This is a genomic window from Lutibacter oricola (genome assembly GCF_900106565.1).
Lineage (GTDB): Bacteria > Bacteroidota > Bacteroidia > Flavobacteriales > Flavobacteriaceae > Lutibacter > Lutibacter oricola.
The window spans coordinates 968,545-986,507 of the sequence record NZ_FNNJ01000001.1; the positions used below are offsets into that span (position 1 = coordinate 968,545).

The 17,963-nt window shown below is 29.8% G+C and carries 14 protein-coding genes; 6 read left to right on the forward strand and 8 right to left on the reverse strand.

The features are described 5' to 3' along the window. The first annotated feature begins 16 nt into the window (after nucleotides 1-16). Both BLU40_RS03925 and nhaC read left to right on the forward strand, forming a co-directional pair. Nucleotides 17-1,216, forward strand: a complete 1,200-nt coding sequence (locus BLU40_RS03925; RefSeq protein WP_090119947.1) for an aminotransferase class I/II-fold pyridoxal phosphate-dependent enzyme — start codon at nucleotides 17-19, stop codon at nucleotides 1,214-1,216. Nucleotides 1,217-1,327: 111 nt separating this feature from the next. Beyond that, complete coding sequence (gene nhaC, locus BLU40_RS03930; protein ID WP_090119949.1) at nucleotides 1,328-2,815, forward strand: Na+/H+ antiporter NhaC; 1,488 nt, start codon at nucleotides 1,328-1,330, stop codon at nucleotides 2,813-2,815. Here the strand turns inward: nhaC and BLU40_RS03935 are convergent. Then, on the reverse strand, nucleotides 2,808-4,934 hold the full coding sequence (locus BLU40_RS03935; RefSeq protein ID WP_175454740.1) for a putative porin: 2,127 nt from the start codon (nucleotides 4,932-4,934) through the stop codon (nucleotides 2,808-2,810). The two genes, nhaC and BLU40_RS03935, sit on opposite strands and share 8 nt — an antisense overlap. A gap of 277 nt (nucleotides 4,935-5,211) precedes the next feature. Between BLU40_RS03935 and BLU40_RS03940 the strand changes: the two genes are divergently transcribed. The 3 genes from BLU40_RS03940 (at nucleotide 5,212) to BLU40_RS03950 (ending at nucleotide 7,533) form a co-directional block, all read left to right on the forward strand. Beyond that, the gene (locus tag BLU40_RS03940) at nucleotides 5,212-5,682 is read left to right on the forward strand and encodes a RidA family protein (protein ID WP_245729890.1); all 471 of its coding nucleotides are present in this window, start codon (nucleotides 5,212-5,214) and stop codon (nucleotides 5,680-5,682) included. A gap of 143 nt (nucleotides 5,683-5,825) precedes the next feature. Then, nucleotides 5,826-6,428 carry a ribonuclease HII gene (locus BLU40_RS03945; protein WP_090119953.1) on the forward strand — a complete coding sequence of 201 codons (603 nt, stop codon included), beginning with the start codon at nucleotides 5,826-5,828 and terminating at the stop codon, nucleotides 6,426-6,428. A gap of 55 nt (nucleotides 6,429-6,483) precedes the next feature. Further along, nucleotides 6,484-7,533 (forward strand): nucleoid-associated protein, encoded by a 1,050-nt coding sequence (locus BLU40_RS03950; RefSeq protein ID WP_090119956.1) that lies wholly within the window; start codon nucleotides 6,484-6,486, stop codon nucleotides 7,531-7,533. Between the two features lie 70 nt (nucleotides 7,534-7,603). Here the strand turns inward: BLU40_RS03950 and lipB are convergent, their stop codons facing one another. Genes lipB through BLU40_RS03965 form a run of 3 tightly spaced genes read right to left on the reverse strand, consistent with a single transcriptional unit; the run spans nucleotide 7,604 to nucleotide 9,193 of the window. Further along, nucleotides 7,604-8,296, reverse strand: a complete 693-nt coding sequence (gene lipB / locus BLU40_RS03955) for a lipoyl(octanoyl) transferase LipB (protein ID WP_090119958.1) — start codon at nucleotides 8,294-8,296, stop codon at nucleotides 7,604-7,606. Then, nucleotides 8,296-9,030, reverse strand: coding sequence for a hypothetical protein (locus BLU40_RS03960; protein ID WP_090119960.1), 735 nt, complete (start codon nucleotides 9,028-9,030; stop codon nucleotides 8,296-8,298). Before BLU40_RS03960 ends, lipB begins: the two co-directional genes overlap by 1 nt. Before the next feature lie 4 nt (nucleotides 9,031-9,034). After that, entirely contained in the window at nucleotides 9,035-9,193 is a 159-nt protein-coding gene (locus BLU40_RS03965; RefSeq protein WP_090119962.1) for a YqaE/Pmp3 family membrane protein, read from the reverse strand. A gap of 99 nt (nucleotides 9,194-9,292) precedes the next feature. On the opposite strand from BLU40_RS03965, the gene gldA reads away from it, so the two are divergent. Then, nucleotides 9,293-10,186 carry a gliding motility-associated ABC transporter ATP-binding subunit GldA gene (gldA, locus tag BLU40_RS03970; RefSeq protein ID WP_090119965.1) on the forward strand — a complete coding sequence of 298 codons (894 nt, stop codon included), beginning with the start codon at nucleotides 9,293-9,295 and terminating at the stop codon, nucleotides 10,184-10,186. On the opposite strand, the gene BLU40_RS03975 is transcribed toward gldA, so the two are convergent. The 4 genes from BLU40_RS03975 to dnaE are packed head-to-tail and all read right to left on the reverse strand — an operon-like array spanning nucleotide 10,179 to nucleotide 17,758. Further along, entirely contained in the window at nucleotides 10,179-10,928 is a 750-nt protein-coding gene (locus tag BLU40_RS03975) for a head GIN domain-containing protein (RefSeq protein ID WP_090119967.1), read from the reverse strand. The genes gldA and BLU40_RS03975 overlap by 8 nt on opposite strands. Nucleotides 10,929-10,931: 3 nt before the next feature. After that, the gene (locus BLU40_RS03980) at nucleotides 10,932-12,002 is read right to left on the reverse strand and encodes an acyloxyacyl hydrolase (RefSeq protein ID WP_090119969.1); all 1,071 of its coding nucleotides are present in this window, start codon (nucleotides 12,000-12,002) and stop codon (nucleotides 10,932-10,934) included. 3 nt (nucleotides 12,003-12,005) lie between these two features. Then, the gene (locus BLU40_RS03985) at nucleotides 12,006-13,103 is read right to left on the reverse strand and encodes an acyloxyacyl hydrolase (protein WP_090119972.1); all 1,098 of its coding nucleotides are present in this window, start codon (nucleotides 13,101-13,103) and stop codon (nucleotides 12,006-12,008) included. Nucleotides 13,104-13,114: 11 nt separating this feature from the next. Continuing rightward, nucleotides 13,115-17,758: a DNA polymerase III subunit alpha gene (gene dnaE / locus BLU40_RS03990; protein WP_245729891.1), complete on the reverse strand. Its 4,644-nt coding sequence runs from the start codon at nucleotides 17,756-17,758 to the stop codon at nucleotides 13,115-13,117. Between the last annotated feature and the right edge of the window lie 205 nt (nucleotides 17,759-17,963).

Genomic DNA, 17,963 nt, shown 5'->3' on the forward strand with positions numbered 1-17,963 from the left:
AGATAAATTATATGTTATGAGTAATAAACCAGCTAATAAAATTCAAGATTTACAATATTTTGGTGAGTTTGGAGGTGTAAACCCTTCAATATCAGATTCTGCAACCTATACCTTTTTACACGCAAAAACAATGCTAGACACTTTTGAAGGTCATGCAGAAGGATGTTATTTATATTCTAGGCATACAAGCCCTAGTAATTTATATTTAAGTGAAGCTTTAGCTGCAATGGAATTTACAGAAACAGCAAATGTTTCAGCTTCAGGAATGGGAGCAATTACATCGGTTTTAATGCAGTTGTGTGGTGCAGGAGACCATATTGTATCAAGTAGAACAATTTATGGAGGTTCCTATGCATTTTTGAAAAATTTTGCACCTAAATTTAATATAACAACATCATTTGTAGATATTACTTCTTTGGAAAGTATTGAAGCTGCAATAAATAAAAATACAAAAGTTATTTATTGCGAAGTTGTAAGTAACCCATTGTTAGAAATTGCTAATGTTGAAGCGTTATCTAAAATTGCAAAAAAGCACAATATTAAGTTAGTAGTAGATAATACATTTTCACCACTAATTATGTCTCCACAAAAACTTGGAGCTGATGTTACAATACATAGTTTAACAAAATTTATAAATGGAACAAATGATACTGTTGGAGGTGTAGTATGTGGTTCTCAAGAATTTATAGATAGTTTACGTAGTGTAAATGATGGGGCAGCAATGTTATTAGGGCCAGTTATGGATAGTGTTAGATCTGCAAGTATTTTAAAAAACCTAAGAACGCTTCATTTAAGAATGAAAAAACATAGTGAGAACGCTGCATATTTAGCGGAGCATTTTGAAAAAGATGGTTTAAAAGTGGTGTATCCAGGTTTAGAAAGTCATCCAGACCATAAATTGTTTAAGAAAATGTATAATAAAGAATATGGTTTTGGAGGAATTATGACTATTGATGTAGGAAATTTAGCTAAAGCCAATGAGTTAATGGAATTAATGCAACACAATAATTTAGGTTACTTAGCAGTAAGTTTAGGTTTTTATAAAACATTGTTTAGTGCTTCAGGTACAAGTACATCTTCAGAAATACCTGAAGAAGAGCAAATTAAAATGGGATTGTCTGATGGGATTATTAGGTTTTCTATTGGACTAGATAATGATATTGAAAGAACATACAGAGCAATGCGCAAATGTATGACAACAGTTGGAGTGTTATAGTAGTAATGTTCAATTATTCGTTTGAAAGCCTTGCTCTTATTAAGAGTAAGGCTTTTTCATTTGTGTAAAATTTCAAATTTGCGTATCATTACATTTCAAACAATAAAAAGCATGCACGAAGACTCGAATATTGAAGAAATTAAGATTGAAGATCAAAAAATAATTAGCAATAAAGAATTGAATATTGGGGAAGCTTTAATTCCTGTTTTAGCATTGGTAATTTTGCTTTTTTTTAATGTGTATGTGTACGGAGATGATGCCTTAAGTGGAAGTAACCAATTTATATTATTAATTGGAGCTTCTATTGCAGCAATAGTTGGTTTTTTTAACAAGGTTTCTTATAAAATAATGTTAGAAGAAATTGCTGAAAATATTAAATCTACAGCTGGTGCAATTCTAATTTTATTAATGGTTGGTGCTTTAGCAGGAACTTGGTTAATAAGCGGTATTATTCCTACAATGATTTATTATGGACTTCAAATTTTAAATCCTACCATATTTTTAGCGGCTTGTGTTGTTATTTGTGCAGTAATATCTATTGCTACTGGAAGTTCTTGGACAACTTCAGCAACCGTAGGTATAGCGTTAATAGGAATTGGAGAAACACTTGGTATTTCTTTAGGAATGACTGCCGGAGCGGTACTTTCTGGAGCATACTTTGGAGATAAAATGTCTCCATTAAGTGATACTACTAACTTAGCACCAGCAATGGCAGGAGGAGAGTTGTTCGACCATATTAAGTATATGACTTATACAACAGTACCTACAATTACAGTAACTTTAATTGTATTTATAATAATTGGTTTTAGTATAGATACTGTTGGAACTGCAGATGTAACAGATAAGTTAGCTTCAATAGATGGAGCTTTTAATATAACACCTTGGTTATTTGTTGTGCCTGTATTGGTTATTTTTCTAATTGTTAAAAAAGCACCACCTCTTATTGCTTTATTAGGTGGTACATTATTAGGTGGTGTTGCTGCTTTAATTTTTCAACCAGATATTGTTCTGAAAATTTCTGGACTGGATCAGTTAAATTTTATTGCAGGTTATAAGGGAGTTATGAATGCAATTACGGTAGATACAGCTGTAGAAACATCAAGTGCGGAATTAAATGATTTATTTAGCTCTGGCGGAATGAAAGGAATGTTAGGTACAATTTGGTTAATTATTTGTGCTATGGTTTTTGGAGGTGTTATGGATGCTATTGGAGCATTGGCAAGAATTAGTAAAGCAATGTTAAACTTATTCGATTCTATTTTTGGGTTATTTGCAAGTACAGTATTTAGTTGTGTTACTTTAAATGCAACAGCTTCAGATCAATATTTAGCAATTGTTGTACCAGGAAAAATGTATGCAAAGGCATTTAAAGATAAAGGGTTAGCGCCTGAAAATTTAAGTAGAACATTAGAAGATTCTGGAACTGTAACATCTGTTTTAATACCTTGGAACACCTGTGGAGCATACCAATCTGGGGTGTTAGGTGTAAGTGTTGCAGATTACTTTGTGTATGCCATATTTAATTGGTTAAGTCCATTTATGACATTAATTTTTGCTGCTTTCAGAATAAAAATAAAAGAATTAGCAACTACTAAATAAAGAAATTCCAAACTAAACCAAATCGTACAGTTAAATCTCTGTATGGGTAAGAAGGTGCTGCATAGTAATCTCTACCAGTAAAACTAGCTGTAAAGTTTTCTACTTTAAAGTACAATCTTGTACGTCTAATTTGAGCGTTTACAAAAAGGTCTAATATTGGGTAATTTCCAATTTCAGTATCGTTTTGTAAAGTAAATTCACTTAGTAGCGGGTTGTAAGCACCTGCATTAAATTTGGTAAAGTATTTTAAAGTTACACCAGTTTGTAAAAATAACGGATCTCCTTTAAATAAGTAATCAGTATAAAAAAGTGAATTTCTAGTTACAATTTCAGGTACATTAAAAAAACTTTCTCCTTTAGCAACTTTTTGGTACATAACCGTATTGTCTAAAGTAAATTTACCATAACTAATAGCTTTGCTAGCCTTTACTTTTATATAGTTTAAAGTTTCACTTGCTTGTGTAGGAGTCGAGTTTTCGTTAAAATAAGTGTAGTTATCTACCAAATTGTAACTAGCTTTTAAATTACCCCATTTGTTGGATTTAAACTCTACACCAATATTGGTTATATCTTCATTTTTAAAATTGTTACTCCAGTTATAATCTACATAATCACTTTGATAAAGTTGAGTGTTTAGCTGAGGTGTTTTAGTGGTAAATTCAGCATAACCTTTAAAGCTAAAAATACTATCCTTTTTTATATATGCTGAAGCTTTTAACGAACTACCAGTAATGTTTCCAGAAACAATAGTTGAAGCATTGGCGGTAATAAAAAAGTTTTTATAGTTGGTAATCCAATCAGCACCAAAGCCAATAGCATTTCCTTTAATTTTATTTTGAATAGCCAAATTGTTGTTGTCTTCAAAAATAACACTATTGTAATGGTAGTTGTAATCGAAATAGTTAAGAGAAGCTTTTAATTTACCAATTATAGGCGATTTAAACTCTGCAAAAAGCTGATTGTCTAATTTTTGAAAAGATGTATGATCTTCAATTTCTGAGCTATGTGCATTACCATAAAAGCCACTTGTTATAGAATTATTTGTTTGGTAAAATCTATAATGTTTTGTTTCGTATTGAAAAGAATGTCCAATTTTTAAACTAACTTCTTTAGAGGCAATAACATCTTTAAACATTGAAGAATCTGCTGTAATTGCAGTTGCTAAAAATGTTAAAGAATCTATTTTGGCTTGGTTACTTGCTAAATTAAGGGTGTCAATTTTTAAGCGTTTAATTGTAGTGTTATATCTGTTTCTTTTTGCAAACTGTGTTTTTAAAGAATCGTTTTGCTGTTGTAATGTGGTGTTTTTTGAAATTAATGTGTAGTTATGGTCAAAATAATAACGTTTACCTTCAAACATATTAGAACCGTTCGTGTAATTTACATCTAACCTAGCTCTTTCTACATAATTTGTATTTCCACTTTCAAAATTCTCTATGGAAGTAGCTGTTAATCCTCCATTTTCATTATTTAAAAAATCAAATGAAGAAAAATGCCCTCTTAAAAAGTATTTGCTATTTTTTGAACTATAATTAAAAGTAGTTCTAAAATTACCGTGGCTAGCTAATGAGTTTCTATATTTTCCTAAAGAACGTAAACCTTTATATGCAATTGAAATATTGGTTTGTTTAGAAAAATTCATAGTTAACAACGCATCTAACATTTGGCCTTGTTCTAAACCTGTTCTGTAACTAAGTTCTGTTGTAGGTGTAGGTACATAGTAGTATTTAATATCTTCAATAGTTTTGTAATTATAACGTTTAGCAGTAATTCCCATTTCTGGAAAAATGGAATTGTTTTCAAAGTTGTAACCTAGTTTATTATAAGTTTGCCCTTGATTATGAAAAGGTAATAATTCAAAATCATCTTTTCTAGTATAATTTAACTTATAATCTTTTTGAATTGTTAATGTTGTATCTATAAAAGTAGTATCGTTAGAAGCTGAAATTACTTTGTAATCGGTATATTTAGTTTTATCGCTAAGTATTACTTTTATTTCTTTATTAGATCGTGTACTATCTGCTTTATAAAAAGAGTCTCCTTTTTCGGGTCTTATAATTTGACTGTTTGCAGAAACAGTTAAAAAAAATAATATTATAATAAGTATATTGTTTTTCATAAAATACATAAAGCAGCAAAGGTAAAATATTTGAACGAATTGCAATCAATTATATTTTAGAACCCATTAAAATTAACATGTTAATTAATAAATACTAAGTTTGTTTTTTCAATAGTAGTTGTAAGCAATTAAAACAAACGTACGTAAGATGAACAAAATATTGAGATTTGGATTGTTTTTTGCTGGCAAACAGAGGTTTTATGCAGTGATACCAATAAGAAAAAACACGTAATAAAAATAAATCGAATTATTTAAACATAAAGAGAGTAAAGCAAAAGTGGAAAATATAAATCCGAAAGAAAATCTAAAAAAACTCGAACTAGAACTTCCAGAAATCTCCACACCAGGAGGAAATTACGTATCGGTAAATGTGCGTGGAAATATTGCTTATATCGCAATACAATTTCCTATTTTAAATGAAGAGTATTTTTATCAAGGGCGTTTAGGAAATGAAATCGGAACTGAGCAAGGATACATTGCAATGGAATTATGTGCTTTGAATGTGTTGGCTCAAGTCGAAAATAAAATAGGATTTGATAAAATTGTTGGGCTAAATCACTTTGATGCTTATTTTCAATCTGAAGAGAATTGGGACGATTCACCAATAGTTGTCAATGGAGCTTCGGATCTATTTGTAAAAGTATTAGAAGAAAAAGGAGAACATTCGAGAGCAATATTCGGAGTTGAAAAATTACCAAGAAATTTTAGTGCCGGATTAACAGCTACATTTACAATTAAAAATGATTAATAGCTGTATAGAAACCGCACGTAATACAGGTGTGTTTTAATGCTAGGCTTATTTTCTAAAGGAAATCAATCCAATTTATTAACTTTGTTTTTAAGAAAATTACACCAAATTTATTTCGAAATAAAACCTACCAAAAACCGATTATGGCGTTAAAAAAGTATTTCAAAAAAAACGTATTAGAAGCTGGAACAGACGAAGCGGGTAGAGGTTGTTTGGCTGGTCCTGTAGTTGCTGCTGCTGTAATTTTATCTGAAGATTTTGAACATCCGTTATTAAACGATTCTAAGCAGCTTACAGAAAAACAACGAGAATTATTGAGACCTTTTATTGAAGAGCACGCCTTAGCTTACGGAGTTGCTTTTGTTTCCGAAGAAAAAATTGATGAAATAAATATTTTACAAGCTTCAATTCTAGGAATGCACGAGTCTATTAAAAAGCTTAAAACACAACCAGAACATATTATTGTAGATGGCAATAAATTTAAACCTTTAGGAGATATTCCCTATAAAACAGTTGTAAAGGGAGATGCTAAATATATGAGTATTGCTGCGGCTTCGGTACTAGCAAAAACGTATAGAGATGATTTTATGCAGAAAATAGATGAAGAATTACCAAATTATTTTTGGAAAAAAAATAAAGGTTATCCAACTAAGCAACATAGAGACGCTATTAGAGAGTTTGGAGTTACAAAATACCACCGAAAAACATTTAAATTATTACCAGAACAATTAAAATTAGAATTGTAGTTCAAAAAAATCATTAAATATTTTACATTTGTCAAAGTATAAAAAAATGTAAAAAATGATAAAAAGAACGAGAGCCGCAATTTCAAAATTTATTGTACATAAAGTTGGTAACAAATTTAATAGTGCTACCAATGTTTTTTCAGAAAACACTGTGAAGTTTGATGAAGAAAGTTACAATTTAATGTTGCCTTTTTTATTAAAACCTTATGCTAATGTTGCAGAGAGCTATCGTTTTAACCACCACGCAAATATTGAATTAAATGAAATTAATAATTATGCGAATGAAATTTTTACAAATGAAGAGTCGTTTGTAGAAGTATCTAAACATATTGTTACGCATTTATTTGAACAATCAAATTCAGCTCAAATAAAAACGGGTGATGTTATAGTTGCTTTGTTTGAGGATATTGAATATAAAGATATTATTACACCAGCAATAGGTATTTTTAAAATTGAAAATAAAGTAGACTTTTTTCAAACTTATATGGAAACGGATACCCTTGATGTTTTTGTTCAAAAAGGTATTAGTACTAAAAAATTAGACAAAGGTTGCCTAATTATTAATTATACAGATGATGAAGGAAGAACCGTTTTAAGTGTAGATAACAATAATTATGATGCACAATACTGGGTAAACCATTTTTTAAATGTAAAGTATGCCGATGATAGTAATCAGCACACAAAAAACTACATTGAAATGTGTACAGATTTTGCTGAAGATGTTATAAAAGAAGATTTTGGTAACCAAGAAAAAAGTAAGTTTTTAGCAAAAACTGTTGATTATATGAAAGAAAATGATTCTGTAGATTATCACGATTTTAAAGAAGAACTGTTTGAAGAAGATGATCATAAAGATTTGTTCGAGGATTATAAAAAACAGTTTGAAGAGAATAATGATCTACTGCTAAGGAACCAATTTGCAATTTCTGATATTGTATTAAAAAAACAAAAACAACGTTTAAAAACTGAAATAAAGTTAGATACTAATATTCAAATTAAATTAGATATTGATGCTCCTGATGCTCCTGAAGAATATTTGGAAAAAGGATATGATGAGGAAAAGAAAATGAAATTCTATAAGGTTTATTTTAACGAAGAAGATTAATATTAAATTCGTTAGAATAAAAAAAGCCTCCATATTTTATATGAAGGCTTTTTTTATTGTTTGAAGATATTTAAATAAATTCAACTTCAAATTGTTCAGCAAAGTGCTTTAGTATTTTTTGTTGAACTTCATTCATATCTATTTTTCTATTTAGTTCTGCTTCCATTGATGTAACAGCTTTACCTTTTATTCCACACGGAATAATATTATCGAAATAACCTAAGTTTGCATTCACATTTAAAGCAAAACCGTGCATAGTTACCCAGCGACTTGTTCTTACTCCCATTGCACAAATTTTACGTGCAAACGGTGTTCCAACATCAAGCCAAACACCAGTTTCACCTTCGCTTCTTACTGCAGTTATATTATATTCATCTAAAGTTTTAATAATTACTTCTTCTAAAAAACGTAAATATTTATGAATATCAGTAAAAAAATTATCCAAATCTAAAATAGGGTAACCAACAAGCTGACCAGGACCGTGGTATGTAATGTCTCCACCTCGGTTAATTTTATAAAAAGTAGCACCTTTAGAAGCTAATTGCTCTTCATTTAATAATAAGTTAGACATATCTCCACTTTTACCTAAAGTGTAAACGTGTGGATGCTCAACAAACAAGAAATGATTAGGTGTTGGGTTCGAAGTTTCGTTTCTTCTATTATTAATTTTTATATCAATAATTTTTTGAAATAAGTCTTCTTGAAATTCCCAAGTTTCCTTATAATCTTTTAAACCTAAATCTTGTAATTTAACTTTTTGCATTAGTTTTTTAGTTTTACTTCAAAATCTAACGATTTTGGATCTTTAAAAATTGCACCTAAATTAGATATAATTGTAACAGTTTTTTTATCCTCGCTAATTTGAGCGTTTTCAACCGAAACACTTTTAATTTTTTTAGGGAAATGATAAATTATTTTATATGTAGAGCCTTCTAATATTGCAGCACTTTGAGTTAAAAATGTATCGTTTTTTTCTTTTAACTCTGGCGTTAACTCTTTTGCAATTGATACTCTTTTAAAAGTATTTCCTTTAAAGCTATATTCAACTTCAGAGTTAGGTGTAAAGTTTTTGTTGGGTTTACTCTTTTTACTATTTAAATCGTTGGCTTGACTTAATTTTTTGTTAATTCCTTTTAAATCTTCGAGACTTTCAAAATCAAGTAAAAAATTCATAGCCATTTTATTAGCAGCTTCATCAATATGCATTTCCATTCGTAAATCTTTCAAAGCTTCTATTTTTTCTTTTTCTTCATCACTAAGCTTAGATATACTGTCTTTTTTTTGTTCTAAAATATCTCTAAAATTAATAACAGAATCAATTTTTTTAGAAGGTATAGAGTCTTGTTTGTGATCTCCTTTAAGAGACATAAGTTTACTCATATCTACACCTAAGTTATAGGTTCCTTTAAAGTTTTTATCAAATGTTATTTCTTCAGTAAAAGTACAACTAGTAAATAAAATACTTATTAACGCAATAATCGCAAAAGTTTGCTTCATAAAATTAATTGTTTGGATTGTTATTAATAATTAATGCTGCAATAACGCCAGGAATCCATCCTAAACAGGTTAATATAAAAACAATAATTAAACTTCCGCAGCCTTTATCTATAACAGCTAACGGTGGGAAAATAATACATAAAAAAACTCTAAAGCAGCCCATAATTAATAATTTACAAATGTCTTAAAATTATATGTAGCATACAACGTTAAATAGTTACAATTAATTATAATTAAAATGTATTTTTGTTAAAACGTAATTATGTCTATTGAAGTAAAAAATATAACCAAATTATACGGAAATCAAAAAGCCGTTAACGCTATCAATTTTAAAATTAATAAAGGTGAAATTGTTGGGTTTTTAGGTCCAAATGGTGCTGGAAAATCTACTACAATGAAAATAATTACCGGATATGTTTCAGCTTCTGAAGGTGAAGTTAATGTTTGTGGTTTAGCTATTAATAAACAAACAATAGAAGCGCAAAAGCAAATTGGATATTTGCCAGAGCACAATCCTTTATATTTAGATATGTATGTAAAGGAGTATTTGTTATTTAATGCTTCTATATACAAAGTGCCTAAAAGTGAAGTAGATGTAATTATTGAAAAGGTGAAGTTAACACCAGAAGCGCATAAAAAAATTAGTCAATTATCTAAAGGTTACCGTCAGCGTGTTGGAATTGCTGCTGCGTTATTGCATAATCCAGAAGTTTTAATTTTAGATGAACCTACTACAGGTTTAGACCCAAATCAATTGGTTGAAATAAGAAGTTTAATAAAAGAAGTGGGTAAAGATAAAACAGTATTGTTTTCGACTCATATTATGCAAGAGGTTGAAGCAGTATGTGATCGCGTAATTTTAATTAGTAAGGGAGAAATTGTTGCTGATAAAAATTTAAAAGAACTTAAGGAGAATCAGGCACAAGTTATAGAGGTTGAATTTGATTTAAAAATTGAAAAACAATTTGTTAAAAGAATTGAACATATTGTTGAGGTAGATAATTTTCATGATACAAGTTGGACATTAACTTTCAATACTACAACTGATATGCGATCTAAAGTGTTTGATTTTGCACACGAAAACGGATTAAAAATACTGCAACTAAACACTAAAAATAAAAACTTAGAAAGTTTATTTAGAGAGTTAACTACTTAAAAATAAGTTTACCAAAATCTCCTTGAACTTCAATATTAACAATTGGTGGCTTATTGTAAGAAATAATGTTTCCTGTTGATAGAATTTCTCCTGTTAAACTCTCTGTAGGAAAAACTTCAATATCATTAGAACTTAAATTTCTAGCAATAGCAACTTTTACTATTAAGTTTTTACCATGAAAACGAGTATCTCCATTAGAAAGGTTTACATCTAATTTGTTACAAGTTCCAGTTATGTAAAAATTAGCAACTCCATTACTCCAAACCTTTAGGTTTTCATTTTCAATGTCTAGATAGAAATCTCCTACAGGTAAATATTTTGTTTTATCTCCAACAGACATTAAGTAGAGTGAAGGGTAAGTTAACGTTCCTTTGGAAGCAACATCTTGTTCTGATGCATTTCTAATTCTGGTAATGTTTGGAGAAGTTACAATAACCTTAGTAGTACCGTAATCTCTTACAAAATTACAAGCATTATTATCTCTAACAATTAATTCACCATTTACAACTTCAACAGTAATATCTGGTAATAGGTTTTCTCCAGTTTCAATAATTACTTTTTGAATTGGGCCTTGTTCAATTATCAGTCCAGCTCTTTCGTGAATTAGTATTTTGTCAAAAGAATCAACATTAAATTCTTGTTGAATTGTAGTTCCAGCTGTTTGAAAACAATCTCCTGTATCTTCATTATTACAGCTATTAAAGCTCAATAAGATAATTAATATGTATATATACTTTTTCATTTTTTAAAATCTATAACCAATTCCTAATTCTAATCCTTCTGCTCTAAATAAATTTGCTTTTAGTGTAACTTCAGAAAACAAATGTTTACCTAAATTATATTTAAAACCAAATCGTTCGTAAACTCTACTTTCATATTCTTTAGGGTAATATAGATATACTCCAATTTGTGATATAAAGGCAAAATTGTTTTGAGTTAATTCGTGCCCTATAAAAATACCACCTCTAACTATATTATTATTGTCGCTTTCAATTTCTGTATAATGCTTTAAAAATTCTGAAATAAAAAGTTCTGTTCCTGCAGTAAGCGTAGAATAGTTATTTATTGTTTTGGCTCCATAAAAACCTACTGTGTAAAAAGGGTGTAGGCCAGAACCTACCTGTTTACTCTCGTTAAAACCAGTTCTTAATATTAAATTGTAGTCTATTTTTTTGTCTACATTACTTTTAACAACAACTGTTTTTTGTTCTGTTGAATTTAAACTATAATTTAAACCAACGTTAAATGTAACAGTATTTAGGCCTAAGTTTGGGTTTTTAAATGCAACGTTTGAAAAATGAATTAATCCAACAGAAGAATTTATACTGAAATTAGTGCCTTTTAAAAACTGTAAATATTGAAGTTTTAAATAACCCGAAGCTAAAATATTAGAACCTATTGCAAAGTTTTTTGGGTTACTAATTTTATTGTATTTTTTGGTAGCGTAACCAACTCCAAACCCTGTAGTTAAATGTAAATTTATTTTTCTGTTAGGTGTTAAGTTATAAGTGAAATGTCTATAACCTGCAAAAACTTCACCTAAAATGTCAGAATTTAAACCTTGGTACATGAAAGAATAACCTCTTTCTGGATTGTTGAATAAACTATTGAAAGTTGATTTTTTAGTGTTGAGGTAATTGTAGCTTAAAAGAACTCCATATGATTTTCCTTGAATGGCTTCATTCAAAGATTTGTCGTGTTCTAAATGCTCACCAATAAAAAAATCAGTTTGAAAATTGCTAAATACTTTGTTAGAGTTTTGAGCTGAAAGAGATAAGCTAAGTATTGATAATATTATAAATATATTTAATTTCATGTGCTATAATCTTACCCCAATTCCAAATTCAACAGTTTCAGCATTTGCTATATGTGCTTTTAATCTTACACTCGCAAACCACCTATCATTTATATAACGTTTTAAAGACAGTGTTTCGTAAATTCTATTTTCATATGTAAATGGATATTTTACATAATATCCTAAAGCAGTTTCAATAGATAATTTATTTAAAAATAATTCGTGTCCAACAAAAACTCCAATTCTTGAGAATGAATTAACTTCACCAAGATTACTATTAGGTCTTTGATTTGTTACTTCATAATAATCCTTAAGCATTGGCGAAATGTATAAATCTGCCCCAAATTGAATAGCAGATTTCCTATTGATTCGCTTATCTGCATAAGCCGATACAACAAAAAATGGCTTTTGTCCAGTGCCAATTATTTCTGATTCGTTAATACCACCTCTAATTGCTAAATTGTATTTAATAGGTTGGGTAAATTTAATTTTTTCTGAAGAAGGTACTAATTCAATAGGTTGGTTTGTGTTATCTAAATTATAGTTTACACCAACGGTTACACCCCAAATATTAGCACCAGCATTGGGCGATTTTACATTAGAATTAGATGTGTGTAAAAATGTAAGTCCTGCATTTACACCAATTCTTTTAAAAATATTTTCTCGTTGATAGTATAATTTAAAATAGGTTGAGGAGTTAAGGTGAGTTCCGAAGGCAATATTTTTATTGTTACTCACTCTATCGTAAGGTTTGTTGGCATAAGCTAAACCAATACCGGTTCTAAGAATTAGCTTGTTTTTTGCTTTTCTGTTGAAGAAGTAGAAGTTATAATGTCCGTAGACAGAAAACACTTCACCTAAAATATCTGAATGAAAATTTTGGTAGGCAAATGAATATCCAAAATCTGGGTAGTTATAATGTTCATGCCATTTTTCGTTGCCAAAATTACGTTTATTATAGCTAAAAATATAACCTGTTGGATGACCTTCTAAAAATGCTTTTGTATCTGCATTTGCAGTTAAAACATTTCCATAAAAATAATCGGTTTGTATATAACTAGATTTATTTTGAGAATAACCAAAACAATAGGTTATAAACAATAGAATAAATATTTTTTTCATAGGTATTACAACTAATTAAGTTTAAAATTAATTTGTTTGTCAACTAATTCGTTTAAAAACTCGTTAGAAATATCAATTTTTCTAGTTCTACTATGCATAGTTAATTGAATTTTTTCTTTTGCATCATAAACCACAAATGTAACATTTTTTGAGCCTGTGAATCTACTTAATAATTCGTTGTATTTTTTTGTTGTTTGTTCATTAACATCTTTAATGTCAATGTTTATTGTTATTTTCTTAGAATAAGTATCTAAAACTTCATGTAATAATTGCATGCTTGTAAAAGACAATCGCACATCGCCTTCATTCCAACCTTTTCTACCAAATATTTTAATGTGTAAAAATGCGCTAGGAACTAGAAAGTGTCTAAAACGTAAGTATTCTTCACCAAAAATTCTAAACTCATAGCTTCCAGAATAATCGTCAAATGTAAAAGAAGCCCAACCTTTTCCGTTTTTTGAGATTCGATGTTCTACAGCAGTAACAATTCCTCCAATAGAAGCCTCTCTATTCATCATACTAGCTTGGTCTTGAAATTCAATTACTTTACAATTGCAAAAGTATTTTATTTCAGTTTTAAAATCGTCTAATGGATGACCAGAAATATATATTCCAACTAACTCTTTTTCTTTAGAAAGCTCTTCCATCATTCCCCATTTTTCAGCGTGTGGAATTTCGGGTTCAGGAAATTGAACTTCAGATGTTTCGCCAAACATAGAAATTTGAGCAGAGTTTTTATTTTCTTGGTATTTATTACCAAAACGAATAGCTCTTTCAAGAAATGTAGCTCCTTTTTCATCGAGCGCATAGTATTGAGCTCTATGAACGGTGTTAAATGAATCTAATCCACCAGCTTTAACTAAACCATCAAAAGCACGTTTATTACAAGCTCTTAGATCAACTCTTTTAGTTAAATCGAAAATAGAAGTGTAGTTTCCGTTTTCTTTACGTTCATTAATAATAGATTCTACTGCAGCACCACCAACACCTTTTATGGCTCCCATACCAAAACGCACAGCACCTTCTTTATTAACAGAAAATTTGTAATAAGATTCATTAACATCTGGCCCAAGTACAGGAATATTTGCACGTTTACATTCTTCCATAAAAAATGTAATTTGCTTAATATCACTCATGTTATTCGAAAGTACAGCCGCCATATATTCAGCAGGGTAATGCGCTTTTAAATAAGCTGTTTGATACGCAATATAAGCGTAACAAGTAGAGTGAGATTTGTTAAATGCGTAGGCAGCAAAAGCTTCCCAATCTCCCCAAACTTTATTTAAAATTTTTTCATCATGACCTTTTGCTTTTCCTCCATCAATAAATTTTGGTTTTAGTTTCTCTAGCATGGAGAATATTTTTTTACCCATTGCTTTACGAAGCATATCTGCTTGACCCTTTGTAAAACCTGCTAATTTTTGAGAAAGAAGCATTACTTGCTCTTGATAAACCGTAATACCATAAGTTTCCTTAAGGTATTCTTCCATACCATCTAAATCGTACGATATTTCTTCACGTCCATGTTTTCTATCAATAAATGAAGGAATATATTCCATAGGACCTGGACGGTACAAGGCGTTCATTGCAATTAAATCGGCAAACTCTGTAGGTTTTAACGATTTCATATGCTTTTGCATACCTGGAGATTCGTATTGAAAAATACCTATAGTTTCCCCTCGTTGGAATAAAGCATATGTTTTCTCATCATCTAGCGGAAAATCGTCTGGAATTAATTCAATGCCATGTTTGGCTTTAACAATTTTAACAGTATCCTTAATAAGGGTTAAAGTTTTTAACCCTAAGAAATCCATTTTTAGTAAACCAGCATCTTCCACAACTCCATTATCGAATTGTGTAACATACATGTCAGAATCTTTTGCCGTAGAAACAGGAACTAAATTGGTAATAGGCTCTGGCGTAATAATTACTCCACAGGCATGTATTCCTGTATTTCTAATTGAACCTTCTAGGTTTCTTGCTTGGTTTATTGTTTCAGCTTCTAAATCATTTCCTGTTGAAAGGCGCCTTAACTCCTCAACCATTTCTAGGTCTTCGGCTTTTAAACCTTTTATTTTTCCAACACTTTTAGCGTCTTCACCAAATATATGTTGAAGTTTAACGCCGGGAATTAATTTGGCAATTCTATCAGCTTCATTTAATGGTAAATCTAACGCTCTGGCTGTATCTCTAATAGAAGATTTAGCAGCCATACTACCATAAGTAATAATTTGTGCTACTTGTGGTGCTCCATATTTTTCAATAACAAAGTCAATTACTCGTTGTCTTCCTTCATCATCAAAATCAATATCAATATCGGGCATTGATACACGATCGGGATTTAAGAAACGCTCAAAAAGTAAATCGTACTTGATAGGATCTATATTAGTAATCCATAAACAGTATGCAACTACTGAACCTGCGGCAGAACCACGTCCGGGACCTACCGAAACGCCCATTTTACGTGCTTCTAAAATAAAATCCCACACAATTAAAAAGTATCCTGGATATCCAGTTTTCTGAATAATTTCAAGCTCAAAATCTAGTCTTTCAATAGTATCTTCATCTAGTACATCTCCATATCTAATTTTTGCACCTTCGTATGTTAAGTGTCTTAAGTAAGCATTTTCTCCTCTTACACCACCATCAATTTCATCTTGAAGGTCTACAAATTGTTCTGGAATATCGAATTTAGGAAGAAGTACATCTCTACTTAATTTAAAAACTTCGACTTTATCTACAATTTCTTGTATGTTTAAAATGGCTTCAGGAATGTCTTTAAACAATTCCTTCATTTCGTCTTGCGACTTAAAGTAGTATTGATCGTTTGGTAAACCGTATCTAAAGCCACGGCCTTTTCCTTTTGGAGTAGCAGTTTTTTCACCATCTTTTACACATAATAAAATATCGTGCGCATGTGCTTCTTCTTGTTTGGTGTAAAAAGTGTTATTAGTTGCAATTAATTTAATATTGTGTTTTTTTGCAAACTTTATTAGTATTTCATTAACGTGGTCTTCATTTTCTTGACCATGTCTCATTAATTCTAAATAAAAATCGTTTCCAAATTGCTCTTTCCACCAAATTACAGCTTCTTCAGCTTGAGCTTCACCAATATTTAAAATTTTGTTGGAAATTTCACCATATAAATTTCCAGATAATACTATAACGTCTTCTTTATATTCTTCAATTAATTTTTTATCAATACGAGGTACATAATAAAAACCATCGGTATGAGATTGAGAAGACATTTTGGCTAAGTTTAGATAACCATTTTTGTTTTTAGCAAGCATAACAATTTGGTAACCATTGTCTTTTTGCTTTTTATTAGTATGGTCTTCACAAACATTAAACTCGCATCCAGCAATTGCTTTAAAAGGAGTTTTGTATTCTTGTTGATCGTAGTCTAAATCAATAGCAGTTCTAACTTCTTCTATTTCTTCTTTCTCGTCTTCCTGTTTTTTTTCTTTAATTTTTGTAGTTACTAATTCTAAAACTACATCTTCCTTGTTTTCAATTCTAGTTTTAATGGTTTCCCATTCTTGCATTAAATTTTGAAGGTCGACTTTTACTTTTTCAGGTTTTTTATCTTTTTCTTCTTCTTTACCTTTTTCCTTTTTTGCTTTAGCATTGTATTCTAAAACTATGTCTTCCCCTTCAGCAATTCTTTTCTTTAGTTCTTTTGTAAAATCAATTTTTTTATTGTGAGCGTCTGCGCTAGAGTAATGTTTAAATCCAGTTTCTACAAAGTTAAATGCGTTCATCATATTACCAGTATCTGTTATGGCAATAGAATTCATACCTCCTTTTATGGCTGAATTAATTAAATCTCCAATACTAGAAGTAGATTGTAAAATTGAAAACTGAGAATGGCAATGTAAGTGCGAGAAATTAGCTTTAGCTAAATCTTCAGAAATTTCAACAGTTTGAGAACTATTTTTTTTGTTTTTAGATTTTGCTTTTAGCTTATCGCTTTCTTTTTTAAGGTTTAAATGTTTTAAGCCTATTATTTGTGTAAGCTCTTGGTTAAAGCTTTTATATTTTTGAAGAAAATCTTCTTCAATATTTATTTCTTCTTGGGTATAATTATTTAAACGAATTAACTCTAAAAAACAACGTGTTGTTGCTTCAACATCTGCAGTTGCATTATGTGCTTCAGCAAAAGGAGCGTTAAATAAATGTTGATGTAATTCAGTTAATGTTGGTAATTTAAATTTACCTCCTCTACCACCTGGTATTTGACATAATTGAGCAGTTTTTTCTGTACAAGTGTCTAGAACTGGTAAAGTAGTCATTGTCGATTCTATACCAGCTCTATAATATTCAGAACCCATAATGTTGACATCAAAACCAACATTTTGACCCACTACGTAATTAGCCTTTGATAAAGCTTCATTAAATAGGTATAGTACCTTTTCTAAATCTTCACCTTTTTCTTCTGCTAATTGGGTAGAAATACCATGAATTTGCTCAGCATCGTAAGGTATATTAAAGCCGTCAGGTTTTACTAAATAATCTTGATGCTCTATTAATTTTCCATATTTATCGTGTAATTGCCAAGCTATTTGAATACATCTAGGCCAGTTATCTGTATCAGTAATTGGAGCGTTCCAATTTTTTGGTAAACCGGTAGTTTCAGTATCAAATATTAAAAACATTTAGAAATTTTTACGAGTGAAATAAGAATGGATAAAAATATAAATTTTAAGCATGTTAATGATTTAAAATATTTTTTTTTATTAACAAATATTGTGTTCAAAATATAAATAAAGATTAAAACATCTTAATTATCAGTTAGTTGAAATTTTGTGGTTCTAATTTTAAGTTGTAACAATTGTTGCGATATTTAAAACCCTAACATTA

Coding starts and splice junctions, on each gene's coding strand:
- BLU40_RS03925 (WP_090119947.1), top strand. CDS start 17: ATGAGTAATAAACCAGCTAATAAAATTCAAGATTTACAATATTTTGGT.
- nhaC (WP_090119949.1), top strand. CDS start 1,328: ATGCACGAAGACTCGAATATTGAAGAAATTAAGATTGAAGATCAAAAA.
- BLU40_RS03935 (WP_175454740.1), bottom strand. CDS start 4,934: ATGAAAAACAATATACTTATTATAATATTATTTTTTTTAACTGTTTCT.
- BLU40_RS03945 (WP_090119953.1), top strand. CDS start 5,826: ATGGCGTTAAAAAAGTATTTCAAAAAAAACGTATTAGAAGCTGGAACA.
- BLU40_RS03950 (WP_090119956.1), top strand. CDS start 6,484: ATGATAAAAAGAACGAGAGCCGCAATTTCAAAATTTATTGTACATAAA.
- lipB (WP_090119958.1), bottom strand. CDS start 8,296: ATGCAAAAAGTTAAATTACAAGATTTAGGTTTAAAAGATTATAAGGAA.
- BLU40_RS03960 (WP_090119960.1), bottom strand. CDS start 9,030: ATGAAGCAAACTTTTGCGATTATTGCGTTAATAAGTATTTTATTTACT.
- BLU40_RS03965 (WP_090119962.1), bottom strand. CDS start 9,193: ATGGGCTGCTTTAGAGTTTTTTTATGTATTATTTTCCCACCGTTAGCT.
- gldA (WP_090119965.1), top strand. CDS start 9,293: ATGTCTATTGAAGTAAAAAATATAACCAAATTATACGGAAATCAAAAA.
- BLU40_RS03975 (WP_090119967.1), bottom strand. CDS start 10,928: ATGAAAAAGTATATATACATATTAATTATCTTATTGAGCTTTAATAGC.
- BLU40_RS03980 (WP_090119969.1), bottom strand. CDS start 12,002: ATGAAATTAAATATATTTATAATATTATCAATACTTAGCTTATCTCTT.
- BLU40_RS03985 (WP_090119972.1), bottom strand. CDS start 13,103: ATGAAAAAAATATTTATTCTATTGTTTATAACCTATTGTTTTGGTTAT.
- dnaE (WP_245729891.1), bottom strand. CDS start 17,758: ATGTTTTTAATATTTGATACTGAAACTACCGGTTTACCAAAAAATTGG.